The sequence below is a fragment of the Rhodococcus sp. NPDC059968 genome, assembly GCF_042738615.1.
Lineage (GTDB): Bacteria > Actinomycetota > Actinomycetes > Mycobacteriales > Mycobacteriaceae > Rhodococcus_F.
The window spans coordinates 19,087-43,957 of sequence record NZ_JBHWUE010000077.1 but is presented as its reverse complement, the minus strand read 5'-3'; the positions used below and the strand labels follow the sequence as shown (position 1 = coordinate 43,957).

General features: G+C 66.7%; 22 protein-coding genes and 3 pseudogenes. 11 read left to right on the top strand and 14 right to left on the bottom strand.

Annotated features, from left to right (window positions below; genetic code table 11):
• On the top strand, positions 1 to 1,239 hold a 1,239-nt coding region (locus ACFWAY_RS39700), incomplete at its 5' end, for an FUSC family protein (protein ID WP_378514420.1).
• A gap of 166 nt (positions 1,240 to 1,405) precedes the next feature.
• On the opposite strand, the gene ACFWAY_RS39695 is transcribed toward ACFWAY_RS39700, so the two are convergent.
• On the bottom strand, positions 1,406 to 1,663 hold the full coding sequence (locus ACFWAY_RS39695; RefSeq protein ID WP_378514419.1) for a hypothetical protein: 258 nt from the start codon (positions 1,661 to 1,663) through the stop codon (positions 1,406 to 1,408).
• Between the two features lie 123 nt (positions 1,664 to 1,786).
• Positions 1,787 to 1,969, bottom strand: a complete 183-nt coding sequence (locus ACFWAY_RS39690; RefSeq protein WP_378514418.1) for a hypothetical protein — start codon at positions 1,967 to 1,969, stop codon at positions 1,787 to 1,789.
• 111 nt (positions 1,970 to 2,080) lie between these two features.
• Between ACFWAY_RS39690 and ACFWAY_RS39685 the strand changes: the two genes are divergently transcribed.
• On the top strand, positions 2,081 to 2,287 hold the full coding sequence (locus ACFWAY_RS39685) for a hypothetical protein (RefSeq protein WP_378514417.1): 207 nt from the start codon (positions 2,081 to 2,083) through the stop codon (positions 2,285 to 2,287).
• 533 nt (positions 2,288 to 2,820) lie between these two features.
• On the opposite strand, the gene ACFWAY_RS39680 is transcribed toward ACFWAY_RS39685, so the two are convergent.
• Complete coding sequence (locus ACFWAY_RS39680; RefSeq protein WP_378514416.1) at positions 2,821 to 3,444, bottom strand: thermonuclease family protein; 624 nt, start codon at positions 3,442 to 3,444, stop codon at positions 2,821 to 2,823.
• A gap of 770 nt (positions 3,445 to 4,214) precedes the next feature.
• Here ACFWAY_RS39680 and ACFWAY_RS39675 point away from each other — a divergent pair.
• The 3 genes from ACFWAY_RS39675 to ACFWAY_RS39665 all read left to right on the top strand — a co-directional run bounded on the left by ACFWAY_RS39675 (position 4,215) and on the right by ACFWAY_RS39665 (position 6,016).
• Positions 4,215 to 4,718 (top strand): hypothetical protein, encoded by a 504-nt coding sequence (locus ACFWAY_RS39675; protein ID WP_378514415.1) that lies wholly within the window; start codon positions 4,215 to 4,217, stop codon positions 4,716 to 4,718.
• A 456-nt stretch (positions 4,719 to 5,174) separates the two neighbouring features.
• A complete protein-coding gene (locus tag ACFWAY_RS39670; RefSeq protein ID WP_378514414.1) occupies positions 5,175 to 5,639 on the top strand; it encodes a helix-turn-helix domain-containing protein in 465 nt (154 codons plus the stop codon).
• Positions 5,636 to 6,016 carry a hypothetical protein gene (locus ACFWAY_RS39665; RefSeq protein WP_378514413.1) on the top strand — a complete coding sequence of 127 codons (381 nt, stop codon included), beginning with the start codon at positions 5,636 to 5,638 and terminating at the stop codon, positions 6,014 to 6,016. The genes ACFWAY_RS39670 and ACFWAY_RS39665 overlap by 4 nt, the downstream gene beginning before the upstream one ends.
• Positions 6,017 to 6,025: 9 nt before the next feature.
• Here the strand turns inward: ACFWAY_RS39665 and ACFWAY_RS39660 are convergent.
• Positions 6,026 to 6,672 (bottom strand): annotated as a pseudogene (locus ACFWAY_RS39660) (ScbR family autoregulator-binding transcription factor).
• A gap of 629 nt (positions 6,673 to 7,301) precedes the next feature.
• Here ACFWAY_RS39660 and ACFWAY_RS39655 point away from each other — a divergent pair.
• The gene (locus ACFWAY_RS39655) at positions 7,302 to 7,625 is read left to right on the top strand and encodes a hypothetical protein (protein ID WP_378514412.1); all 324 of its coding nucleotides are present in this window, start codon (positions 7,302 to 7,304) and stop codon (positions 7,623 to 7,625) included.
• A 189-nt stretch (positions 7,626 to 7,814) separates the two neighbouring features.
• On the opposite strand, the pseudogene ACFWAY_RS39650 reads toward ACFWAY_RS39655, so the two are convergent.
• Positions 7,815 to 8,047: pseudogene (locus tag ACFWAY_RS39650) on the bottom strand (phosphatidylserine/phosphatidylglycerophosphate/cardiolipin synthase family protein); the annotation flags it as partial.
• A 969-nt stretch (positions 8,048 to 9,016) separates the two neighbouring features.
• On the opposite strand from ACFWAY_RS39650, the gene ACFWAY_RS39645 reads away from it, so the two are divergent.
• Positions 9,017 to 9,766 carry an alpha/beta fold hydrolase gene (locus tag ACFWAY_RS39645; protein ID WP_378454839.1) on the top strand — a complete coding sequence of 250 codons (750 nt, stop codon included), beginning with the start codon at positions 9,017 to 9,019 and terminating at the stop codon, positions 9,764 to 9,766.
• Positions 9,767 to 10,184: 418 nt separating this feature from the next.
• Here ACFWAY_RS39645 and ACFWAY_RS39640 read toward each other — a convergent pair whose 3' ends face one another.
• From ACFWAY_RS39640 to ACFWAY_RS39625, 4 genes and pseudogenes are all read right to left on the bottom strand, one after another.
• Entirely contained in the window at positions 10,185 to 10,583 is a 399-nt protein-coding gene (locus ACFWAY_RS39640) for a hypothetical protein (RefSeq protein ID WP_378514411.1), read from the bottom strand.
• Between the two features lie 200 nt (positions 10,584 to 10,783).
• Positions 10,784 to 10,910: pseudogene (locus tag ACFWAY_RS39635) on the bottom strand (transposase); the annotation flags it as partial.
• Between the two features lie 134 nt (positions 10,911 to 11,044).
• Entirely contained in the window at positions 11,045 to 12,025 is a 981-nt protein-coding gene (locus tag ACFWAY_RS39630; RefSeq protein WP_378514410.1) for an NADPH:quinone reductase, read from the bottom strand.
• A 64-nt stretch (positions 12,026 to 12,089) separates the two neighbouring features.
• Complete coding sequence (locus ACFWAY_RS39625) at positions 12,090 to 12,623, bottom strand: PadR family transcriptional regulator (RefSeq protein ID WP_378454842.1); 534 nt, start codon at positions 12,621 to 12,623, stop codon at positions 12,090 to 12,092.
• 102 nt (positions 12,624 to 12,725) lie between these two features.
• On the opposite strand from ACFWAY_RS39625, the gene ACFWAY_RS39620 reads away from it, so the two are divergent.
• Positions 12,726 to 14,150 (top strand): MFS transporter, encoded by a 1,425-nt coding sequence (locus ACFWAY_RS39620; RefSeq protein WP_378514409.1) that lies wholly within the window; start codon positions 12,726 to 12,728, stop codon positions 14,148 to 14,150.
• On the opposite strand, the gene ACFWAY_RS39615 is transcribed toward ACFWAY_RS39620, so the two are convergent.
• From ACFWAY_RS39615 to ACFWAY_RS39595, 5 genes are all read right to left on the bottom strand, one after another.
• Positions 14,062 to 14,493, bottom strand: coding sequence for a VOC family protein (locus tag ACFWAY_RS39615; RefSeq protein ID WP_378514408.1), 432 nt, complete (start codon positions 14,491 to 14,493; stop codon positions 14,062 to 14,064). The two genes, ACFWAY_RS39620 and ACFWAY_RS39615, sit on opposite strands and share 89 nt — an antisense overlap.
• Positions 14,494 to 14,561: 68 nt before the next feature.
• Positions 14,562 to 15,104, bottom strand: a complete 543-nt coding sequence (locus tag ACFWAY_RS39610) for a VOC family protein (RefSeq protein ID WP_378514407.1) — start codon at positions 15,102 to 15,104, stop codon at positions 14,562 to 14,564.
• 10 nt (positions 15,105 to 15,114) lie between these two features.
• Positions 15,115 to 16,998, bottom strand: a complete 1,884-nt coding sequence (locus ACFWAY_RS39605; protein ID WP_378514406.1) for an FAD-dependent oxidoreductase — start codon at positions 16,996 to 16,998, stop codon at positions 15,115 to 15,117.
• Positions 16,999 to 17,109: 111 nt separating this feature from the next.
• Positions 17,110 to 18,045: a helix-turn-helix domain-containing protein gene (locus ACFWAY_RS39600; RefSeq protein WP_378514405.1), complete on the bottom strand. Its 936-nt coding sequence runs from the start codon at positions 18,043 to 18,045 to the stop codon at positions 17,110 to 17,112.
• 153 nt (positions 18,046 to 18,198) lie between these two features.
• Positions 18,199 to 20,304, bottom strand: coding sequence for a 3-hydroxyacyl-CoA dehydrogenase NAD-binding domain-containing protein (locus tag ACFWAY_RS39595; RefSeq protein ID WP_378514404.1), 2,106 nt, complete (start codon positions 20,302 to 20,304; stop codon positions 18,199 to 18,201).
• Between the two features lie 219 nt (positions 20,305 to 20,523).
• On the opposite strand from ACFWAY_RS39595, the gene ACFWAY_RS39590 reads away from it, so the two are divergent.
• The 3 genes from ACFWAY_RS39590 to ACFWAY_RS39580 all read left to right on the top strand — a co-directional run bounded on the left by ACFWAY_RS39590 (position 20,524) and on the right by ACFWAY_RS39580 (position 24,864).
• Positions 20,524 to 21,726 carry an acyl-CoA dehydrogenase family protein gene (locus ACFWAY_RS39590; RefSeq protein ID WP_378514403.1) on the top strand — a complete coding sequence of 401 codons (1,203 nt, stop codon included), beginning with the start codon at positions 20,524 to 20,526 and terminating at the stop codon, positions 21,724 to 21,726.
• On the top strand, positions 21,723 to 22,922 hold the full coding sequence (locus ACFWAY_RS39585; protein WP_378514402.1) for a CaiB/BaiF CoA transferase family protein: 1,200 nt from the start codon (positions 21,723 to 21,725) through the stop codon (positions 22,920 to 22,922). Before ACFWAY_RS39590 ends, ACFWAY_RS39585 begins: the two co-directional genes overlap by 4 nt.
• Before the next feature lie 112 nt (positions 22,923 to 23,034).
• Positions 23,035 to 24,864: a sigma-54-dependent Fis family transcriptional regulator gene (locus ACFWAY_RS39580; RefSeq protein WP_378514401.1), complete on the top strand. Its 1,830-nt coding sequence runs from the start codon at positions 23,035 to 23,037 to the stop codon at positions 24,862 to 24,864.
• The last annotated feature ends 7 nt before the right edge of the window (positions 24,865 to 24,871 follow it).

The following is a 24,871-nucleotide window of genomic DNA, read 5'->3' as shown; positions in this document are numbered from 1 at the left end:
ACCACGGCACTGGGATCGTGCCTGCAGAACAATCCGTCGGACGACCAACTCCGCGCTGCCCGACGCCTCGCCGCCGCGGCCGCAGACAAGTCCGACCCATCGACTCCGGCGGGTATCGCGACCGCCGTCGCGATGCGAGCAGTGCAGGCACACATCGCGATCCATCACATCACCCACAATGCCCTGCGCACAGAACCGGGGCCGAGGAAGAAACCGGACGAGGGCGAAGAAACGGACACCGGATGGAATCCGAGCACCAAAGCCGCGATCCAGGTAGCCGTCGCGACCAGCGCTGCAACGATTCTCGGTGAGCTCATCTCGCCCGACCGCTGGTACTGGGCGGTCCTGACGGCCTTCCTCGTTTTCACCGGAGCGTCTACCCGCGGTGAGATTCTCTCGCGCGCAGGCCACCGCGTCGTCGGCACCATCGCGGGAGTTCTTGCAGGAGTTGTGTTGTCCGCGTTGGTCGGAAACAACCAGCCATTGCAGCTGCTCCTGCTCGTCGTCTGCGTATTCTTCGCGTTCTACCTCGTCACGGTTGCCTACGCATTGCTCTCCTTCTTCGTCACCGTCATGCTTGCGATGCTGTACGGTTTGCTCGGCACATTCAGCATCGAGGTACTCGAACTGCGCATTTATGAAACGGCGGCCGGCGGAATCGTCGGAATAGCGGCGGCGTACTTCATCTTCTCCACCGGAACGAGATCGACACTGATCTCGAAGATCGACGATTACCTCGATCAGATGACTGCCATCATCGACACCGGTATCGGAGCCGTCGTCCAACCAGGCCACGAGACTGACCTCGTCGCCGACATCCGGAAGCTGGACAACGCGCTGAAGGACCTTGTCACGGCGGGCAAACCCTTGGAAATGGGACCGACGACGCGGACTCGTCGGGGAGCGAAACGGTTGTTGCGGATCATGACGGTCAGCAATCGGTCGTCTCATGCACTCGCCCGAGCGGGGGTGAGCGCCTCTCGCGGCGAACCGGACAGCGAACCGTCGCAGGCGACCGCGAAGGCGTTGCGCCAAGCAGCCGACGTCACTCAGGCAACCATCGCCGACGTCAAACGCGCACTCGCCGGCGAGCACGTAGAGCCTCCAGAGAAACTCACCGAAACCTCGGCACCTGATGTGATGCTGCAGTCGACCACCACGCCGGGGCCGGTTCGCAGCGCCGTCCGCTCGCTCGGCACCCTCAACCGCACGATGGGGGAGGCATTGACGCGTGTCTGATGGCGTCGTGCATACCCCCTCCGAAGCACAAAGCAAGCCAGTGGAAGGGGGAAGCGGCGGCTTGGATCGCGCGGCTCGTCCAGCGCGAATCGATGACCGTGACGGTATGCGGCTGCCTCGGGGGTGGGTGTCGGGTGCTGACAATGCCGGGCCTGGACCGCCCCGTTCAACGCATGGAAACGAGCACGATGACGGCAGTCAGCACGGCGACGATTAGTTCGATGGCCCCGAGGATCAGTGCGGCAACGGCCAGACCGGAGCCGGTTTCGTGTTTGCGCCCGCCGGTCTCGACGTAACCGATCGCGCCGAATACCAGCGCCGGGACGAATAGCCCTGTCAGGGCGCAGAACAGTGCAACGATCGCGCAAATGTTGGTGCGCTCGGGCGCCTCGATACTGAGGTTGGTCTCGTCGAATGCCACCACGGGCAAATTCCTCTCACTCATTGGTGCAGAAGGTACGGCCGGGTCGGACCACTGAGCCCTCGCCGCAACCGGTCACGCTGTCATGCGTGAACTGGGTGCCGGAGTCGCAGCGGAGGAAGGTGTTCACCGTGCCGTGGTGGGTGGGTGCCGTCGGTACTCGTGGCGGACGATGGCGGTGGCACTGACCGCCCATGCACCGATCCCGATGACGGACATGGTGGGTGACCATGTGGTTGCTGTCAGATAGATGTAGTACACCCCGGTCGCCGTGACGAGGCCGGTGGTCGGCGCAGTCAGTCGTGTCATTATTCTCGTTTCGCTTGGTGCTCTGCGATGTGCTTTCGATTGTGTCAGGGCATCGGTGTCGTCATGCGCCGGGATCGTGTGTTTGCTGGGGTTTGCTGATATGACTTCTGGATGCGAGTGCTGGCGGTGGCGGCGTTGGTCGCCGGAATGGTGTGCGTTCTGGTCGGGTCGTGGTGGTGGGCGGCCGGGTGGATAGTGGCCGGTCTGATCCTCAATGGTGTTGCGCGTGAGCAGGCCGCGAAGCGGTGGGCGGCGCGTGCGGCGGGTGTCCAGCCGCCGCGCCCCCTCCTCGAGTTGTTCGGCGGCTGGGGAGAGTAGCCGCCATCGCGCCGGGGATTGGGGCTGGCGTTACGTCCGCGCCGCGGAGTGGCGCCCCGATGCGCTTGCTCTGTGTCATTCATGTGAATGACAGAGGGGCGCAGGGGGAGTGCCCGAATCCCGCACCACCGATCCAGAGGAGTTCGTGTTCTGCGTGGTGCAGTGGGTGTCCGAGCGGACTTCGTTGCGTCTGCATCCACCGGAGCGGCCGGATTTTCCGAGGTCCGTCCTGGGCCACCCAGTCTCAACTGTTGAACGACGTCGATGGCGGGTGGGCCGATGCGTGGCTGAGCGCCACCCGGACGGCAGTTGGCGGCGGCCGGCGCCATGGACATGCTGCCGCCCGGCCCGTAAACGGTCCCCCCGAACCCGGAACGGGTATCGGCGGACGGATCGGCGCGTTCGTAAACGAACACGAACGCGCAGTGGGGCGCATCTCATGGTAGGCGCGCCCCACTGCCGGTGTTCGGGTTGAGCGAGCAGGTCACGCGGTACGGCGTGACTGCTCGATCGTCACCACCCAGCGGCTGGTTTTAGCTCGCGGCCCTCCACCGGTTGTGTCCGTCGGAACCGGGTGCGCAGACCATCGGAGTTCCGGTGCTGGTGACGCCGGTGCCGCCGCTGCAGAAGGCACCGGGTTTGACGACGTTTCCCGACGGGCCCGGGCTCGGTGCCGGGGTGGACGGTGCTGGTGCAGGGCGAGATTGCGGTGCCGGCGCGGGACTCGGTGCCGGGGTTCCGCCGTCGCAGGTCCACAGTCCGCGGTCGGCTGCGCGGGAGGCGGATTCGGCTTCGATCAACCGGTCCGATGTGCGCAAGTAGTCGACGGTGTAGGCGCGGGCAGCTCCTTCGCGGGCGGCCTTGATCGCGTAGTCACCGTCCATGTCGTTGTCGAGCGCGACGTAACGGTGGACCTGGCCCGCACTATCGGTGTCGGGTTGCGTCGACTCCGGGTTGAGTTGGATTGCCCGGCCGAGGAGGTGATCCTTCGCGAACTGGGTCGATTGGTCTGCCCAGCAGTCCTGGCCTTCGGGGGCGTCGATGCCGAGGACGGACACGGTGAGCGTCTCACCGCTGGTGGGGTGTCGGGTGACGATGGCTTCTCCATCGACGACCTCGACGACCTGGGCGGACCGGAATAGTTGCTTTCTGTGCACTGCGCGGGCGAGGCAGGAGGGGTCGCGACGGGGATTAGCTGCCGAAGAGGGTGCCCAGTTCACTGAGGTCGGGGACGATAGCGGCGGCGGGTGGTGCGGGGTCGACGCTGGGCACGGTGACGACGGTGGAGGTTTGTTGGACGGTGAATTCGGTGCCCCGGCCATTGCTCCAGGTGGTCCTCGATGCATGAGGCCAGTACGACGTAGGAGCCGTCGGGAATGTCGAGTACCGACTGGGTCGTCGTCCCCGGCTGGACCTCGCTCGTCTCGTAAAGAGTTTGACCGGCGATGAGGACTTCCCCGACGGGAGGCAGCACCCCGCCGGGGTCCGGGCGTTTGTGCGGGAAGCGTGGTGGTCACTGTAGCGATCGAGAGCACGGCCGGCCACTGTCGGGCAGTTGGGGAATGGGTCTCGGCGTTCGTCGACGACGACGACCCAGAGACCGTGGACGCGCTGCGCTCCGGCGGTGTGCGGGCGCAGTCCTTCGACCAGTTGTCCGGGCTGAGGGTGCGGGGAACTACGAGCGACGCTGACCGTCGCCAACCACGACCCACGGGCGGTGAAAGGGACGCCTCGCTACGGTGCGTCACCGTGTCGCCGACGCGGCACGGTGACGCAGGAAGCGCACTGAGCCCGATCTGCGTCGTAGCATCCGGGGGTGAAGCAACGACCGAAGTGTGGACGCCTGACGAAATCGGGTGCGCCCTGTGCAGCGTTGGTACGGCACTCGAAGCCGCTGGGGCAATTCGCGCCAGCGTGCCCCGCGCACATGAGCGAAGCCGAACGCAAGGCGGTCGCCGCGGATCCGTTGTGGACCAACGAGGGCCAGGTCCTGTGGGTGCTCGAGCGCAGTGCCGGGACCGATGACCTCGCACCCGTGTCGGCGATCGCCACAGAACTCGGCGGTCAGCCGCAGGCGGTGGTGTCCGCGCTGCGGAAACTGGCTGTCAGTGGGGCGGTTGCCGCGCATACCGTCGGTGGCCGCGAAATCTGGGGCACGGCCGCGCAGGTTCAGCGGATGGACGAGGCGAGGCGGCAGGCCGAAGCGGACCGGGCCGAGGCGGCCGAGCGAATCCACGAGCGAAATCGGGATCTGGAGGCGCTCAGATGCCGACTCGAGTCGAGCGTGGCGGGGCGAGGCATCGAGGTGACCAGCCTGTCCCGGATGTTCCCGAAAGTGTGGGACGGATCCCGTCTCGATCAGCTGATGGTGATGACCGACGATCCGGAGGTGGCAGCGTGGTTGCTCGGTAGGCTCGCCGATCCCGACTAGTGGCGGGTGCCCGGTCGGTGGCCGAGAGGAAACCGTCGCCACGGTGTCGGGGCGGTTGTGCGCCCATCACGAGTAATCGTGGTGGGCGCACCGTGATGTCGGGCGGGTGCACGCAAGCCCGCGCGCTCGCGCATCAGCTTCGCCGGGACGCCATCGTTCGCCCGGTGGCTGTGATCGCCTCACGGGTTTCGCGGATGCCCGCTCGCCTGGCTGGCACGTGTACGTTGTGCGGCCGGTAGCGCTGAACGGTGCGTCCTCTCTGCTCTGCTCGGTTGCGGAAGCACGCACCATGAGGGACCGGTGACCTGCCCGGGTTCCCGCGCCTGCTCGCCGACAGGCCGTGACGTGCTCGGGCCTAGACGTTCTCCTGTCCGATCGAGCCTGCGGTGGACGGTGTCGGGCGGGTGTGGGTATCCTGTAGTGGGATGATTCAAAATGAATCAGGAGGTGCTTGTTGTGGACACCATCGACCACAAGGCTGTCGCCGCACTCGATGCTGCGGCCGCCCGCCGCCGGGTCGCCGACCTCGACGTTCTGCGGGCGGTGGCCGAGGCGAACGCCGCCCACATCACCCAACGGGTGATCCATGAGCACATCGGAATCTCGCAACCGACGATTCATCGCATGCTGCGCACCGTGCTGGAGAACCCGGTCCTGCTCGATCGGACCCCGGCCGAGGTCATCGACCGCCGCGCCGCCGGCCAGATCAGCGATACCGAGATGATGCAGGTTCTGCTGGACTGGAACTTCACCTTCGGCCGGGTCCCGGTCAGCGGCGGCGTCTCGGCGGATGCGTACGAGCCCGGTAGCTGGGATGAGATCGAACGCGCCTACTACCGCGGACTGCTGACCGACGACGAGATCGGGCGGCTGATGGAGCGAAACAAGGACTCCCTCGAACAGGCGGCACGGTCTGCGTGAACTCTCCGGATCCGTTGCGCGGCAAGGTCGCCGCGCAGCTTATGGCTATGTCCGTGCCCGGTGGCCCTCTGCACACGAAATCCGACGCGAGCACGATGATCCGTTTCGCGGCATCCCCGGCCCGGCTGCGGTTCCGTCGCACGGTCATCGACCGGTATCTGGCGCGGGAAACTCCGCTGCGGGAGGGACGTTCGGCGATCCTCACCGCCGGCGCACCTGGAGCCTGGACAAGCAGCCTGCTCCGCGACCATATCCCCGACCTGGACGGGTACCGGAGCCTCGACGCCGGTATGGTCAAGGATCACCTGATCGAACAAGCACTCCGCGAGGGCTCTATCCTGCGTTCCGTTACACCGAGGATCCTCGACGCTTCCTGACAGCATCTTTCACGGCAGGCCCACCGTGGGCAGCCTCCGGGTGACGAATTGTCGAAAGTAGTCGACCTTCGGGGTGGTCACCAGCACCGGGAGCAGCAGATCCCACGCCATAGCCGTCCGCGTCGGCAGGGTGGCGGGGGTGTCGGTGGCCGTCGCCAGGAGGCGTGCCCCGGCGAAGAGTTCCACCAGGAGCCGACCGACTGCGTCCGGATCGGCGTCCTCGCGCAGGTCACCCTCGTCGATTGCTCGGCGGGCGAGGAGTTGGTAGGTGGATATCCAGGTCGCAAAGGTGTCCGTCTCCGAACTTCGGTAGTCGCCCATTTCGGTGATGAGGCGGAATGTTGCGCCCATCACCGGGTCGGTGAGGGCGGCGTCGACCGTGACGAAGGAGATGCCGATCATGGCCTCGAATGCCGGTGTGGGGGAGGCGAGGTACGGGGTGCACACGGCAGTGAACCGCCTCGTGCCCTCCTCGATGACGGCGCGGGCGAGTTTTTTTTGGAGGCGTAGTGAAAGTACAGGGCCCCCTTGGTGGCCAGGGCCTGGGTGAGGATCTCGCTCAGCTTCGTGTCTGTGTAGCCGTGGCGGGTGAATACCTCGGCCGCGGAATGGAGCAATGCGCGACGAGTGACTTCCGCCCGCTTCTGGGTGGCCATTCACCTGCCCTTCGAGTAACGAGATCATCTGGCCGGACGGCTGTCGTGAACCGTCCTGAATGGGGTTGAACGACGCCCTGCACAATGCATACCCGATGTGGAGGTTCGTCGCATGATGTTCGGCGTGTCCCCCTCTGTCGGGTCTCGCAGAAGATGACGCGCCGCCCGATTCCAGTCTTCGTCGGACTGGCCCCACGGGGTCGTCCCCAGGGGTGAGGCCGGACGGGCGACGACGATCAGGGCGGTGACCAGCGTCCGCACCCCGTTAGATCGAACACACTTTCCTAGATCGAACACACTTTCCGGTTTTATGTCGGGGTCCGTTGGACCCGACTCGGTCCGGCTCATCAGGTCGTAGGATCTGCTCAGCGGGCTGGGGCAGGCGCTTTCGGTCAGCTGGACCGGTGCGTTCTCGGCTGAGGAGTAGACCAGTCGGATGCGGGTATCCGATGGGCGTGCTGCCGCGTGACCTCGGAACGTCAAACCCCGCGACGGCCAGACCCTCCGGCCGCCGGACCCCTTCGGTCGGAGGGTTCACATCTGGCTCTGATTCTCTTGCTGATGGAGGCCGTGGGTCCGGATCGGATTCGACTCTCCGCGAACGATGGCTCCTGTAGTACCGGATTGCGGTGCCGGGGTCTGCATTCTGGCGGGAGGACGGCCGGTTGATCTCCGTGGCGCATCGACGGACCACTCGCAAGGAAGGGGCGGGTGGTTTGCCGAGTTCGAGTGTCGCGGCGGAGGTGGACCGTTTCCGGGCCGGCGAGGTGGACGCGCACACCGTCGATGAGGTCCTGCACCACTATCACCTCGCGGCGAAGGAACTGTGGACGGTCTGCTGGTCCGGTTCCGGCGCCCAGGTCGAGTTGACCGCGCGTTCGTTGGAAAAGCGCGTGGCCGAAGGCGAGAGGATCGACTGGTGGGAACGCGCCGCACCTCGCCGCCGGGAGTAGTTCCTGTTTGTTGGTGCTCTTTTCCGCTGACGCGAGGGTTCGGTGCCTGTGGGACGGTGAAGGTCCGTCGCCGTATTGTGGTCAGCGCCGCTCGCTCCCAGACTCGGGCGGTCTCGACCCCGCCGGCCGGTACACATTGCGACTCGCGATTGGCCGCCGGGGCAGGGACCGGCACTGACACGCCGGTCTGTAGGAGGGCTTCGTAGAGACGATGAGCGCCCGCTTACTGGTGGCGATCACGTTGGCCTGCGGGTTCGGCGACGACAGCACCCGGAGACCGGCGTCCACGTAGTGCGCGAGTGCAATCGGCAATGTCGCGTGTGCGCGCACCGCGGCCCGGGAGGCATTGTCGAGGACGTCGCCGGCACGCAGGGGCCGCAGTTCGGGTGCGTCGTGTCCCGCGTTCGGATGGCGCGGGTGATCTGCGGCCAGCGGCTCGGCCAGTGGAATGTGGTCCTATGTCTCGGACGGTAGCGAGGTCCGTGGCCCGCCGTGTCGAACTGGACGGAATGTCGATCCAAGGGGTTGCACCGCCCGTAGTACGCTGACCGCGGTTTGTGGGGTTCTCTACGGCGCTCGTCGTCACCGCCGAGGTCGAATCGAGGTTCGCCGCCCACCTGCGCGCACCCGGCGTATGCGTGACGACCGGGCGGACAGTGCCGATAGAGGCAACCGCCGAACCGCCGAATGTACCGTCATCGGCGGTGTGGTTCGGGATGTTCTCGGCCGAGTGTGTCTGCACGATGTCCTCACTCAGGGGGCAACCCCCGTCCCGTAGAGGTAGTCCGTTGACCATCTCCGCAACGGGACGGTAAGTGGGACATCACCAATGCGAATCCTGATCGTCCAGGGGCTGGTCCGTGTCACTCATGATTTGTGCGGGGTGACTGCTGTAAAAAGACTTTTTCGCAACGTCTCGATCAAAACCCAGCTGAGCACACTTTTTGCTCTGCAGAGTGCAGTCGGAGCGCCTCGATCGAGGATTTCGCGCAGGTAGGGACCGAAAAGGCAGTGAAGAGACGGCGCCGGCGACGTTCGGCGGGCGGGGTCTCCGGGGCGTAAGCACCCTCTGTAGGCAGCCCCACACAGCGGTTTCCAGCCTTGCGCGCCCACCCACGCACAACGAACGCCCCCCGTTCGGCGAGGGGCGTTCGTTGCTCTCGGCGCACGATCGCGAAAAGTAATCGAGAGATCCCTGCCGCGCTACGTAATACGCCGATAAGAGAGTTATTATGTCAACTGAAGCCCTCCATTATTTCATCAGATGCATTCCTTTCGTCGCACGGTGAGTACGGGGACTGTACGGTTCGACGGGCATCCGGGGTGTTGACCTGGTTATTTGCGGTTGAGGGCCGCCACCGATGTTCGAGTTTGATGCAAAGGGGAAGCGCGTGACTGTGTGCCTCGTCCACGGCAACCCCGAGACCGCCGCCGTCTGGAACAGATTGGCTCCGCTCCTCGATCGCGGACCCGTCGTACGCCTGTCCCCACCGGGTTTCGGTGCCCCGGTGCCCCCGCGGTTTACGGCCACGGTGGAGGAGTACCGCCGTTGGCTGGTCACCGAGTTAGAGCGCTTCGGGCAGCCGGTCCACCTGGTGGGTCACGACTGGGGCGGTGCCCACGTGATGAACGTCGCGATGACACGGCCAGAACTGGTGCGCAGTTGGGTGTGCGACGTCATCGGCCTCTTCGACCAGGATTTCCGGTGGCCCGATCGGGTGCAGGTGTGGGCGACCCCGGGAGCCGGCGAGGAGGCGGTAGCGGCGATGATCGACCCGCCGGTCACCGAACGTGCTGCGGCACTGGTGCAGAAGGGAATGCACCCAGACGTTGCCTTACCTGTCGCAGAGGGGCAGAACGCCGCCATGGGCGAGTGCATCCTTCGCCTGTACCGCGACGCCACCCAGCCGTCCATGGCCGAGCTAGGCCGCAATCTCGAGCGAGCCGCCGCGCGGCCAGGCCTGTCGGTCATCGCCACCGAGGACTCCTACGCCACCGACGAGCATCGTCGCCGCGCAAGCGCGCGCGCCGGTGCTGAGATCGCAGAGCTCGCCGGACTCGGCCACTGGTGGTTCACGCAAGACCCACAACGGGGCGCCGCGACCATCAATGACTTCTGGGCAGGAGTGGGACGACAGTGATACCCAGGATGACGATCAGCAACAAGCTCTCTGCGCGCTGTCAGCGTCGTCGCCGCGCCGGCGATCGCTGACCCCTCGCCACCCCCAGGCGCCCACTACGACGGAATCGAATATGCGGCTTTACCGGAACCGGGTGGAGTGCTTGCGCACCAGTTCTTTTGGGACAACCCCGCCAGGGCTCCCTGCCCCTATGTCTTTACGAACTCACGCAACGTATCTCCAGGATCGGGTTCAGTGGAACCCGCCGACCCGGTGGTGTGTGTCAAGCCGGCGGGGCGCCCACACCGCACCGTGTGACCCCCGATGATCATCCGGGTCGATGACACAACACCCAACCGGGCTGGCCAGCACATCAACCCGGCCGCCGCTAAGCCATGCCCCAATTGACGCGCGGATCTGGCCTGGGACACCACGGTGTTCACGATGGATCGTCGGGAACCGCCACAGACCCGAGCCGGACCGTCGGTCGGTGTCGGGAATCCAGTGCCCGGAGCCGGGCGGCGTCTTCGCTCAGTGCCTTCTGCAGGTGGGGTCGTACGTTCCAGTGCGAGCCTTGTTGTACGAGGTCGGCGGTGTTCTCGACGAGCCGCACCGCTCGGATGAGTAGTGGCTCCGGCACCCAGACGGTGGGAAGGTCATCGTCGTGACCTCGGGTCAGGACGCCGAGGGTGGAGAGGGGTATGGCGACGGTGCGGGGCAGGGTCAGCAGGTCGGCGACGGGTGCCTCTTCTTTGATGCTAAGGGCCAGTTCACGGGCGAGCGTGCGCAGTGCTTCCTGATCGAAATACTGACGCGCGGTGCGTTCTGTGATGCGCATTCGCTCCGCTACGCCACTCGTTCGGTGAGCAGATCCTCGAGTCGGTCCGCGGGGGACGGTCAGGCCGATTCGTGCCAGCTCACCACCGAGGGCGGACGCCGTCGTACTCACCCACGGGTCAAGTCCCGGGGCGTGGTGTACGAGGTCGCCGCGTGATTGCTCGGTGGGCGGTGGTGCCGGCGCGCATCGAGCCCGAGCTAGCGGCGAGCTTCGCTCCACTCGTCATGCTGCTCGGCGAGAACCGCTCCGACGAACCGGATCAGCGCGGTGCGGTTGGGAAGATCCGCCGTGGTCGGACCTCTGGCGGATCTCCTTCAGCCGCTCCTTAACCGGCCTTCGTGGGCATTGGCCGATTGGTGATATGGAGTCAGCGGTCGAGTCGGTGGAGAAGGCCGCTCGGGGTGCCTGCGACGCGGTGGTGGCATCCGACGTGCGTAGAGGACGCCCTTCCTGTCATTCGTTCAGTCCGGCACATCCAGCAGAATGCGGGTGTGGGTGCCGCGGTCGACGAGGTCGTGGGCGCGCGCGGCCTGATCAAGGGGGACGGGTTCGTCGATGGCGATCGACAGGGCGCCGTCCGCCGCTGCGGCGGTCAGTTCGGTGGCGGCCTGTTGTTTGGCCTCAGCCGAAAAGTCGTCACTGCCCAGCAAGCGAATGGTGATGTTGTCGAACAGCATCGGCCAGAACGGGAAGTTGGGCCGCCCCTCGCCGGTGCCGTAGGCGGCGATCACGGTGTTGTTCTTCGCGACCGCGGCGTCGAGGTCGACGTTGTCGGAGAAGGCGACCTCGACGATGCGATCGACCCCGCCCGGCGCATGATCGCGGATCTCGCCCGCGGGGTCGGGACCACCCAGTGCGACGACCTGCTCGACGCCGCGGCCGTGGGCGTTCTCGAGGTCGACGCGATGACGCACCGTCCCGATGACGGTCGCTCCGCCCCACGTAGCGAGTTGCGCTGCAAGACTTCCGACGCCGCCGAGCACGCCGTGCACCAGGACGGTGCTGCCCCGGACCGAGCCGTCACCGAAGACCGCGCGGTGGGCGGTGATGCCGGGGATACCCAGGCCGGCGCCGACATCGTCCCCGACGGTCTCGGGAAGAGCCACGGCCTGACCGGCAGGGACAACCGTGAACTGGGCTGCGGTGCCGAACGCGCGGTAGGACTGCGCACCGAACACCCAGACCCGTTCGCCGATGCGAGCAGAATCGACACCTGCGCCGACCTTGTCGACCACGCCGGCGCCGTCGCTGTGCGGGATGACCCGGGGGAAGGGCATCGCCGACCCCAGCCAGCCCCGACGCTTCTTGGTGTCGCCGGGATTGATCCCGGAACGGGTCACTCGCACCCGAACCTCACCGGGGCCGGGTTCGGGGGTCGGCAGTTCCCCGAATCGCAGCACCTGCTCGGCCGGGCCCTGCGTGTCGTACCAGACTGCCAGCACGGGGAGTCCTTTCTCTCGCACGCCACAGGAGTGACGCGCACGCGATTATGTTGCGGCGGACGTTCTACTTGGGATCGACTTCCGGTTCGGCAAGGATTTCGTGCAGCCAGGCTCGCTCGGCGGTACTGGTCGCCCGGGCCACTTGGAGCATCCCGCGGCGGTAGGGGTCACCGACCTCCTCGGCGCGCAGCGGTCGGTCGCCCTCGTAGAAGAAGCTGGCCGGTTCCTCGAGGAACGCCAGGCGCCGCCGCAGCACCGCCGCCCGAGCGGCGGGGTCGGGCAACCGGGACAGGAAAGCCAGGATGGTCATGAACTTGGTGTTGTCGGTGATCTCGTGTTCGTCCGGTTCCCGCAGGCGGCGCAGCAGTTCGCTCCGGCCGCCGGCGGTCAGGTGCAGCACCTGCCGTGGGGCCGCCGCGGAGCCGGGTTCGGCCCGCTGTTCCAGAAGCCCTTGCCGCACCAGGCGTTTGATCGCCGGGTACAGGCTGCCGTCACTGACCGGGCGGGTGTAACCGGACAACTGGGTGACGCGGCGGCGCAGCTCGTAACCGTGCAACGGACCGTCGGTGAGGAAACCCAGAATGGTCAACTCCAGCATGCTGCCAGAGTACACCTCGAAACGAGATACCTCGATACGAGGTATCGTTTGCCTGCGCAAACTCGGCGCCTGACTCTTCGACACCCCGGAGTGCACTTCCTCATGACGATCAATTCCGCTGTCCCCGACCCTCAGGGGCCGCCCGCCGCAGGCGACGCGGCCACCGACCACCCACTCCCGCGGGCCTCGATCGTGGTCGCGGCCCTTTCGACCATCGTCGAGTGGTACGACTTCACGCTGTACCTGTTCATGGCCACGGTTCTTTCCCGCGTGTTCTTCGGCGACGGACCGCAATCGATCCTCACCACGCTCGCCGTCTTCGCGATCGCCTACGTAATGCGCCCGATCGGAGCGCTCGTGTTCGGATACTTCGGTGACAGACTCGGCCGGCGCCCTGTCCTGCTCGGGTCGATGACTGTGATGACCATCGCGATGCTCGCGACCGCGCTGTTACCCACCCAGACGCAAGTCGGGTCCACCGCCGGCGTCCTGCTGCTGTTGTTGCGGTGCGTGATGGGGTTCTCTGTGGGCGGGGAGTACACCGGCGTGATGACCTACCTCGTCGAGGGTGCGGCTCCGGGCCGTCGCGGGTTGGTGGCGTCACTGGCTGCCGCGGCGAGTGAGATCGGTGGTCTGCTCGCCGCCGGGGTTTCCGCACTGACCGTGTTCTTCGTCAGTGGTGACGCGCTGGAGGAGTGGGGCTGGCGCATCCCGTTCCTGGTCGGAGCCGTCCTTGCGGCCGGCACCGTGGCCGCTCGGTCGATCATGCAGGAGTCCCCGGCTTTCGAGCGGTTGCGGCAATCCGGGTCGGTACCTTCGCGCCCGCTCGGCTCCATTCTGCGATCTCACCGGCCCGCGCTGTATCGAACGTTCGCGATCTCCGCGTTGGCCTCGGTGACCTACTACGTCGGCATCACCTACGTGCCCGTATATCTGACCACCGTGAGCGGCTATGACGAACGGTGGTCACTCGGGTTGACGACGATCGCGTCGGTGGCCGTCGTCGTGGTCACCCCGATCGCCGGAGCGCTGTCCGACCGCTTCGGGCGGCGACCGACCCTGATCGTCCTCGGCGTCCTTGCGGTTGCGTTGCCCGTGAACATGTTCGGTTTCATGGCCCACGGCCCGCTCGCCCGCGCGCTGACCGGCGCGGTGATCCTGGCCTGCATCGCCGGCGGCCTCGGCGCTGTCGGGGCCGCCGCGACTCCCGAACAACTACCCGTCGCCGGCCGGCTGTCTGGTCTGGCCGTCGGCACCGTCGCAACCACCATCTTCGGTGGCCTCACCCCGTACGGCGCCCAAACCCTGGTCCAGGCCAGCGGTTCGGTGATCGCCCCCGGAGCCATGGTCACCGCTGTCGCCCTGCTGGCTCTCCCCATCCTGTGGCGCATGCCCGAGACCGCACCCGGATTTCTCGCACCCGGCCAGCGGTCGGTTGTCACGATCTGTGAAACAACTCCAACTGGATGTTGTCCGGATCGCGGAAGACGACCACCGAGTAGGGGCGTGCGCTGTCCTTGTCGATGACACCCGAGTGCGGAACACCCAGCTCACTCAGCCATGCTGCCCAGGCGTCGAGGTCGCTCCGCTGGGGCACACCCCACGCGATGTGATCCAGGCCGACACGACGTTCGTCGAATGAGCCCGCGACGACAGCCGTGTGGTGGTGCAACCCGATGAGGAAACCAGTGCGCGGATCGATCAACAACACCGCATATCCGCCCTCCTCGTCGCCATGGTGAGGAGCGACGGTCGGCAATCGCTCGAGTCCGAAGACTCGGCTGTACCAGTCATCCGACGCCTCCACGTCGGAGACCGTCGGGGAGAAGTGGTGAATTCCGGTCGTGGGCGGTGCGTCAGAGTGCGACATTCGCGATCACCCGATTTCTTTGTGGAGCACCGACGACGTGCCGTTCCTGCGGAACATGAGCCGGAACATCACGACTCCTGCCGCCGACTGTCCGTGGACTCGGTGACCGGCGGCCGCCAGCGTCGTAGTTCGGTGCCGGCTTCGTAGGCCTGCGGGGAGGGGTAGGTCACCAGCTCGACCGTGCTTCCCCACGGGGTCCGGGCGTACAGGTACCGGTTTCCGGGTCCGGCGTCGCCGCCGGGCAGGTCGCCCGGGGCGCTGAGCAGCGTCCCGCCTGCCTTCTCCAGTCTGGTAGCAGCGGCGTCGATGTCGTCGACGTAGACGCAGAAGTGTTGGATGCCGAAATCGCTCGGCAGCACGGGCTCTCGCTGTTTCGTCCCGGAGTGGACGAACAACTCGAGGTTCGGGCCGTTGCCCAGCCGCAGCATTCGAATCGACTCGATCGCGGTTCCCGGTGGAACACCGAGGCCGGATTCGATGCCGGGACCGGCCAGCGGGGCATCGATCATGTCGTAGATCATCTCGGCGCCGAACGCTTCGGCGAAGAAGGTGGTGGCTTGTTCGAGGTCCGGCACGGTGATGCCGATGTGCTCGATAGCTCGGACGGTCATGGTGTTCTCCTCAGATTCGTGCGGCTGTCCAGAAACCGGACTGGGTGGCCTCGTACAGGCGGCCGCCGCGGAAGCGGGTGCCGATCGTCTGCACACGGTCGTCGTCGACGGCAGCGGACAACACTGTGGACGGGACCCGCGGCGTGGCCGAGACGACGGTGCCGGTCTCCGGGGCCGTCGCGCCGAGTCCGATGGTGACACCGTGTTCGGTGAGCAGGCCGGTGAGGTGTTCTCGCTCCATGTCGTTGGTGTCGACGCCGACGACGTCGTTCGGGGAGAGCAGGGTCGTGCGCTTGCCCTGCTCGGCGAGCCACAAGGCCGCGAACATGGCGGTTTCGGTCTCGCCGAAGACGGTGACGTCGTCGGCCGCGGGTGCGCGCCGCTCGGTGAGCATGGTGACGGCGTCGAGGCCGTCGTGGGTGGGGATCGTGCCGGTCGCCAGCAGCACCGAGTCCCAGGCATCGACGGCGAGCGTGGTGGCGTCGGTTCCGAGCCGCAGGGTCACCTCCGACCGGTCGAGCTCACCTTCGTAGAAGGCCACAAGGTTCTCGATCTCGGAGCGGAACGCACCTGGGGCGGACCAGGCACGGAGTTGCCCACCGATGTGGTGTGCACGGTCGACCAGCTCGACGTCGTGGCCCCGGGCGGCGGCGAGCAGGGCGGCTTCGCAGCCCGACGGGCCAGCGCCGACGACGAGCACCCGTCGCCGGATCGCGGCGGGACGTCGCGCTTCTGCCGCACGTCGTTCCTGGCCGAGGGCGGGATTGATCACGCACTGGGTGCGCTTGCCGTTGAACATCCACCGCGAGATGCATTCGTTGACCGCCAGACAGCGTCGCACCCGATCGGGCTCGCCCCGACGGGTTTTCGCCACCGTCTCGGGGTCGGCGAGCTGTGCGCGGCCCAGTGCCACGAAATCGAGTTCCCCGTCGCCGACGGCCTTGTGCATGTCGTCGAGCAGCCAGGTCAGGCGACCGACGCCGATCACCGGAACGGACACCCGCCTCTTGACCGCCTTCGCGTACCCGACGAGGGATCCCGGGGCGATCATCGGCAGCAGGGTCGCGGCCGTGTCGTAGTTGCCCGCACTGACGTCGAGTGCGTCGACGAGCGGGTCGAGCATCTCGCAGAACGCGAGCCCGTCGTCGAGGCTGAGGCCACCTTCGTAGGGTTCCTCGGCGCTGAGGCGGTACAGCAACGGGACGTCCGGTCCGATCTCCGCGCGGACGGCCTTGACGACCTCGAGCGCGAACCGGGCGCGGTTCTCGAGTGGGCCGCCCCAGTCGTCGGTGCGGTGGTTGGTGAACGGGGACAAGAACTGTCCCAGCAGGTAACCGTGGGCACCGTGCAATTCGACGGCATCGAAACCCGCGGCGACGGCGCGGCGGGCACCCTGCACGTAACGATCGATGAGTCCGGGAATCTCATGTTCCTCGATGGCCCGCGGCGGCGTGCCGAACGCACTGGTGATTCCCGCGGTCGGAGCGAGGGGTGGTTCGTTGCGCTCGGTGTTGCCCTGCGAGTTCTGGCGGCCGGTGTGATGGAGTTGGACGGCGATCTTGGCGCCCTCGTTGTGGACGGCCTCGACCAGATCCGACAGGCCGGCGCGGAACCGGTCGTGATCGATGCGGATCGGGTGGCCGACGGTGCGGCCGACTTCCCAGTCGATGGACGTGTTCTCGATGATGATCAGTCCGACCCCGCCGTGGGCTCTGGCGCGGTGGTACTCGATCAGTCGTTCGTCGACCTCACCGAAGGTGCTCGCGAACTGGGTGAAGATCGGGGCCTGCACGAACCGGTTGCGCAGGGTCATCTTTCCAATCCGGCCGGGCCGGAAGAGTGGGCCGTCCTGCGGCGCGCGCACGCCGGCGGGATCGGGTGTCGTGATCGTCATGGTGGTGCCTGCCTTTGCGTCGTTGAAATGAGGCGCTGATCACAGGCTGGCACGCATCCAGGGGCCGGTCTTGGCGTGGTGAGCACGAAACTTCACCGGAAGCGCACACCCTTACGCGGCAGTGGACTGCCGCCGTGCCTCGCGTGGTGCCACGCCGAATCGGGTGCGGTACGCGCGGCTGAAGGACGACGGGCTGTCGAAGCCGCTACGGATGGCGACCTCGGCGACCGGTAGCTCCGGTCCGGAACCGAGCAGCAGGCGCTGGGCGCGCTCGAGGCGGCGGCGTCGTAGGAATTCCCGGGCGGTCTCGCCGGTGCCCTGAAAGAGCATGTGCAGATAGCGCACCGATACCGCATTCGCCCGCGCGACCATGTCCAGCGTCAGATCCGGGTCTCCGAGGTTGCGGTCGAGGAAGTCCTTGATCTGCAACAGAAGGACTTCCCTGGAGTCACTCACATCGCCGCGAGTACGCGCGAGGGCGGAATGCAGCAGATCGACCGCCATCCGGCCCGCGGTGTGCGCCGTGTCGCGGTCGAGTATGGTCTGCCGCATCGACACGTCGAGCCACCCGGTCAGCAGTCGCAGGGTCGCCGAATCCTCGATCGTGCGCACGAACACGGACTCGAGGTCGGGGACCGCTCCGGCCAGTAACGCGCGTGGGACGAACATCGTGCTCTTGACGAGCGATGCGGCACTGAAACACTCGACGGGACGCACGCCGTCCCACAGAGCGGCAGTACCCGCGGGAACTTCGGTGCTCCTGCCCTGCTGTGCCAGGATTTCCGTTCCATGATGCACCATCAGGAGCGCAACGTATTCGCCAGGCGTGTCACGTATTTCGGGAGCACGACGACGTCCACTCATGCGCCCGACACGGCAGCCGACCACCCACGGTTCACCGAGATCGACACGGGTGGTGGTGGGCGCCACTGCGGGATCGAACTCCAGGTTCCACGGCAGATGACTCGTCTTGAACGGGTTACCCGGTCCGTCATCGACGAAGGTGCCAGTGGCCGAGGGGTTGTCGTGTGCGGATATGTCGCGCATGTGTTCATCACCGTTCGCCAGAGAGCCTATTGGTGTGAACCACATCATACCGCACGTCAACTATGGCGCCCACCACGGTGACTGGTCCGTGAGCGACCCAACGGAACGGGTTCCGCCCCTCCATCGAAGGACGGAACCCGTTGCAGCCGAAGATCAGAAGCTGGTGCGACCGGCGTCGACGAGTTGTGCGAGTAGTGGTGCCGGCGTCCACGTTCGACCGTGTACGTTCTCGAAGTCGCGGATCTTCTGCAGGGTGACGTCCAGGCCGAGGGCTTCGGCGTAGTACATCGGCCCGCCGCGGAAGGCGGGGAATCCGTAGCCGTCGACGTAGACGACGTCGATGTCGGAGGCGCGTTGGGCGATTCCTTCACCGAGCAGTGTGGCGCCTTCGTTGACGAGGGCCAGTACGCAGCGGTCGATGATTTCCTCGTCGGTGATCGTGCGGCGTTCGATGCCGTCCTCGGCGGCGCAAGTGCGGATGATCTCGTCGACCGCGGGGTCCGGAACCGGTGTGCGGCTGCCCTTCTCATACCGGTAGTAGCCTGCACCGGTCTTCTGCCCGAACCGTCCGTTCTCGCAGAGGGTATCGGCGACCCGCGAATACCGGATGTCTTTCGGCCTGGTCGGGGCCAGTCGCTTGCGCGCCGCCCAGGCGATGTCGAGGCCGGCCAGGTCCGACATCGCGCACGGTCCCATGGCGAACCCGAACTGGTGCAGAGCAGCGTCGATCTGCTGCGGAGTCGCACCCTCTTCGAGGAGGAATTCGGCTTCGCGGCGGTAGGGGGTGAGCATGCGGTTGCCGATGAAGCCCTCGCACACCTTCGACAGCACCGGGGTTTTCCCGATCTGCTGCGCGAGCGTCAGGCCGGTGGCGACGACGTCGTCGGCGGTGGCTTCCCCGCGGACGACCTCGACGAGTTTCATGATGTTGGCGGGGCTGAAGAAGTGCAGACCGATCACATCGGACGGACGGCTGGTGGCACGTGCGATCTCGTCGAGGTCCAGTCGGGACGTGTTCGACGCGAGGATCGCCCCCGGCTTGCAGACGGCGTCGAGTTTGCCGAACACCTCCTTCTTCACGGCCATGTCCTCGAAGACGGCTTCGACGACGAGGTCGGCCTCGGCGGCGGCGTCGAGATCGAGGTTCGGTTCGATCAACGCGATGCGGTCGCGTGCCTGTGTCTCGGTGAGTTTGCCCTTGGTGGTGGATGATTCGTAGGTCTTGCGCACCAGGGCCGTTCCCCGGGTCAGGGCGTCCTGGTTCTGTTCGATCAACGTGACCGGGAGTCCGCCGTTCGCGAACGCCATGGCGATCCCGCTGCCCATGGTGCCGGCGCCGATGACCGCCACCCGGGAGATCGGCCGCGCGGACACGGGGGGAACGCCGGAGAGTTTGGGGGCGGTCTTCTCCGCGAAGAACACGTGCCGCAGGGCCGCGGATTCCGGGCCCGCGAGCAGGCCGAGGAAGGCGGCCCGCTCGAAGGCGAGCCCGGCGGCGGTAGGAAGCCGGGTGGCGGTCTCGACGGCGTCGATGGCGGTGAGCTGGGCCAGACCGTTGCGGGTGCTGGGCCGCACCGTACGGCGGGCGGCGTCGAAGTCGACACCTGCCGTGTCGGCCGGCGGCAGACTGTCGACCACCGGTCCCGAGGTGCTGGTGTCGACCTGGGTGCGGAGGAAGTCGAGGGCGGCGCCGAGCGGGTCGCCGTCGAAGCAGTCGTCGGCTATACCGAGTTCGGTGGCCCGGGCGCCGGACACCGGCGTGCCCTGCCGGATCATCCGCAGCGCGGCCGCGGCGCCGATCAACCGGGGCAGACGTTGGGTGCCGCCGCCGCCGGGAATCAGGCCCACGTTCACCTCGGGCAGGCCGAGTTTCGCGTCCCGGTGGGTGATGCGGTAGTGGCAGGCGAGAGCGAGTTCGAGTCCACCGCCGAGGGCGAAACCGTGGATGGCGGCGATCACCGGTTTCGGTGAACGGGTAATGGTGGTGAGGACGTCCGGCAGGGTGGGGTCAGTGGTCGCGGCGGGGGTGCCGAATTGGCGCAGGTCGGCGCCACCGCAGAATCCCTTGCCCTCGCCGACGATGACGACGGCGCGTACCCGGTCGTCGGCGGCGGCACGGCCGACGGCCACGGCGAGACCGGCGCGGACGGTGTCACCGAGGCCGCTGACGGGCGGGTTGGCGAGGCGGATGACGGCGACGCCGTCGCGTACCTCGTACCGCACTGTCGGCGACGGCTGGTGTTGCTGGGACGTGCTCATGGACCCTTTTCCTCGGATGCTGATTGCGGGCGTCGTGGTCTACTCCGATATCGCCTCTCAATCGTGTCCGATTCCGCGGCGCCGTGGTGTTCCGATTTGGAACAACCGGATGTCCCCGCGCTGACCGATCCTGGAAGCACCCACCACACGCCGCACCCGGCGTACCGAGGCTCGCCGGCCGCGTGAGCTGACGATCAGTTCGATTTTCAGGAGACAACCGTGACCGCCACCGTGACCAGTGATCCGACAGTGCAGTTGGACGACGACGACTTCCGCGACATCCTGGCCCACACCCGGGCGTTCGTCCGGAACGTGGTGGTTCCACGTGAGCAGGAGATCGACGAGACCGACGCGATCCCCGCCGAGATCCGGGCCGCGGCCAAGGACATGGGCCTGTTCGGGTTCGCCATCCCCCAGCAGTGGGGCGGCCTCGGCATGAACCTTGCCCAGGACGTCGAACTCGCAATGGAGCTGGGGTACACCACCCTGGCTCTGCGGTCGATGTTCGGGACGAACAACGGCATCGCCGGGCAGGTGCTGGTCAATTACGGCACCGAGGAGCAGCAGACGACCTGGCTCGAGGACATCGCATCCGGCGACGTCGTCGCCTCGTTCGCCCTCACCGAGGCCGGCGCCGGATCCAACCCGGCCGGGCTGCGCACCAAGGCGGTACACGACGGCGACGACTGGCTGATCACCGGAGAGAAACGCTTCATCACCAACGCCCTGATCGCGAACCTGTTCGTGGTGTTCGCCCGCACCCGGCCCGCCGACGGTGACGGCCCCGGCATCGCCGTGTTCCTGGTCCCGGCCGACACCCCCGGCGTGCAGGTCGGAGGCAAGGACCGCAAGATGGGGCACGCCGGGTCCACCACGGCGACCGTGCACTTCGACGACGTGCGGGTGCGGTCCTCGGCTCTCGTGGGTGGCAGTGAGGATGTCGGCTATCGTGCGGCGATGACGTCGCTGGCCCGCGGCCGGGTGCACGTCGCGGCGCTGGCGGTCGGGCAGGCGCAGCGTGCGCTCGACGAGTCCGTCGCCTACGCGGCGACCGCCACCCAGGGCGGCACCGCGATCGGGGACTTCCAGCTGGTGCAGGCGATGCTCGCCGACCAGCAGACCGGCGTCATGGCCGGGCGGGCGCTGGTGCGTGACGCCGCCCGGGCATGGGTCGAGGGCACCGACCGGCGGATCGCCCCGTCGGTCGCGAAGCTGTACTGCACCGAGATGGTCGGCAAGGTCGCCGACCTGGCGGTGCAGATTCACGGCGGCAGCGGGTACATGCGCGAGGTCGCCGTGGAGCGGATCTACCGCGACGTCCGGCTGCTGCGCCTCTACGAGGGCACCAGCGAGATCCAGCGCCTGATCATCGGCGGCGGCCTGGTCAAGCAGGCCCGCAACACCACAGGCGCGCAACGATGAGCAACCAGCTACCCGGTCTACTGCCCCTCGACGGAATCACCGTCGTCAGCTTCGAGCAGGCCGTCGCCGCCCCGATCGCCACCCGGCACCTGGCCGATCTGGGTGCCCGCGTCATCAAGGTCGAACGCATCGGTGAGGGCGATTTCGCCCGCAACTACGACAGCGCCGTGCACGGAATCGCGTCGCATTTCGTCTGGCTCAACCGCGGCAAGGAATCGGTGACCGTCGACCTGAAAACGGCCGAGGGTGTTTCGATCGTCCGCACACTCGTCGGCCGGGCAGACGTCGTCGTCCAGAACCTCGCACCCGGCGCCATGGACCGGCTCGGTCTGGGCGCGGAGGAACTCCGCCGGGATCGTCCCGAGCTGATCGTGGTCAACATGACCGGCTACGGCACCGACGGGCCACTGAAGGACCGCAAGGCCTACGACATGCTCGTCCAAGCCGAGACCGGGCTGTGCTCGATCACCGGCACCCCCGAGACCGCCACGAAGACCGGTGTCCCCGCCTCGGATATCGCCGCCGGCATGTATGCCCTGACCGCCGTGCAGGCGGCGCTGTTCCGGCGGGAACGGACCGGCGTCGGCGCTGTTGTGGATGTGTCGATGTTCGATGCCACCGTCGAATGGCTCGGCCACCCGATGTACCTGCAGATGTACCAGGACACGCAGGTGCAACGGATGGGACTGAGCCACGCCTCGATCTCGCCCTACGACGCCTATCCGACCATCGATGGCCGGATCCTCATCGGCGTGCAGAACGACCGCGGCTGGCGGGCCCTGGTCACCGAGGTGTTCGACCGCCCCGACCTCGTCGAGCACCCGAAGTTCGCGACCAACATCCTCCGGGTCCGGCACCGAGCCGAGACCGACGCGGTCGTCGCCGAACACACCCGTCGGTTCGACACCGACGAACTCGACAAAAGGCTCGCCGCAGCAGGGGTGCCCGCTGCACGGCTGAACGACATGCGCGATCTCATCGACCACCCGCAGCTGTCCGAGCGCGACCGGTGGAGGCAGATCGACACCGAAGCAGGCCAGGTCCGGGCCGTATTGCCACCGATGACGTTCACCGACGTCGAACTGCCCATGGGACCGGTCCCCGCCCTGGGGCAGCACACCGACACCGTGCTCACCGAACTCGGCCTCACCGACGCCACGATCGCCGGACTGCGTACCGGAGGAACCGTCGGGTAGGCACCTCACTTCTCCGATACATCGTCGGTGTTTCATATTGGAACACCAGCGCATACTTGAACTGACCGAGAATGTGATGCGGAACACTGTTGTATCGGGTAAAGGGGAGCACATGGCTCAGCGCGCCGGCGGAGGCAAATCCGGTCGCGACGCCGGTCCACTCGATCAGGAGCGGATCCGACGAGCGAAAGAGGAACTCCTCACCAAGGGATTGCTGGACTCGGATACGTTGCACTCCGGTGTCCGAGAGGTCATCGACCGTAGCTGGCGACGGTGCATCGGCGAGGAAGTGCAGTCCGTTCAGCCGCCGCACCGGGGCAGCCTGGTCACCAATTCCGCTCTCGAGGAGGCTGCGGAGCCGGTGCTGGCGCGCTTGGCGGATCATTTGGCCGACGTGCGTGTGGCGATGTTTCTCAGTGACAGCAGTGGCAACATCCTCAGCCGCAAGGCCAGCGAACCGCGCCAGCGCTCTCGACTCGACAGCGCCTACGCTGCAGAAGGATTCGACTTCTCGGAGCGCACTATCGGCACCAACGGGATGGGGACCTCCCTCGCCGAGAGGCGTCCGCTGGTGATCCAGGGCAACGAGCACTTCAGCGAGCGATTGGCCGCGTTCTCCTGTGCCGGGGCCCCGGTCTTCGAGCCCTTCACCGGTCGCCTGCTGGGGACGTTCTCACTCGCCGCCAACACCGAGGACGCGTCCCCGCTGATGGGGGCGATCACTGTCGACGTCGGACGGCAGATCGAGAGCAACCTCGCCGCGACACTCGAAATGCACGATCATGCCCTGGTCCGGTCCTACCTCTATGCGAACCGGAACAAGCGCGATCAGGTCATCGTGATCAACGAGCAGACCATGTTCGCCAACACTGCCGGCCTGTCCCATCTGGGTCCGGGCACGCACGCCATGCTGTGGCATTACCTCAACGACAACGCTCCCACCCGGGACAAGTGCCGGATGCCGATACCGCTGCAGTCCGAGTGGCACGAGGCCGAGGTGGAGATGATCGACCGTGGGTCGGGATCGAGCCCCACCTACATGATTCGAGTGCTGCCGGAACAGGACAGCGGCCTGCGACTGGACCGGGGGGAGGCCGCGACCGCGCGTCGTCGATCGCCCACGGCGACGAGATCACCCCGACCGCCGGTGCATCCGGTGCCCGCGGTCGACGAGCAGCTGTCCCTGGTGGCTCGGCACCGCGAATGTCTTGCACTCGCCGGGGGTCCGGGCACCGGGAAGCTTCACACGGCCGCTGCGTTCCTGCGCACGCACTTCGCGCAGCAGGATCCCCACGTGGTCGATGTCGCAACGCTTCTGCCGGACGAGGGACCGCAATGGTTCGTCGCGGCGACCGCTGCCCTCGAGTCGGGACGGGCGGTGATCGTGCAGCACCTGCAAGACCTCGCCCCGCTGCAGGTGAATCGGGTCAAGGCGCTCATGCGTCCCGCGGAATCGCACGTTCCGGTGGTCGTCACCGTCGATGGGGACAGCGCCCCCGCGCACGTCAGTTCCCTGATCAGTCAGATGGCCACCACGGTGGCGTTGCCCGACCTCCGAGACATGAGCGAACACATCCCCGGCCTGATCGATGCGGTCTTGTCGGAACTGGAGGGTTCTGAGCACTCGACGAAATTCTCCTCCGAGGCGCAGCAATTGCTGATTCGCTGGAGTTGGCCCGGAAATCTCGCCGAATTGCGCCGGACCGTAGAGCAACTCGTCCGCCGTGTGCCCGGCCGGGTGATCCAGATTGCCGACCTGCCGGCTCAGATTCAGGGGGCGCGGTCCGGGCGTCGGCTGTCCATGATCGAAACCTCCGAACGCGAGACGATTCTGCGGGCTCTCCAACAGTTCGCGGGCAATCGCAGCAAGGCCGCGGAGGCATTGGGAATCGGCCGGACCACGCTGTATCGAAAGATGCAGGCTCACAACATCGAGGTGTGAGCCTGCA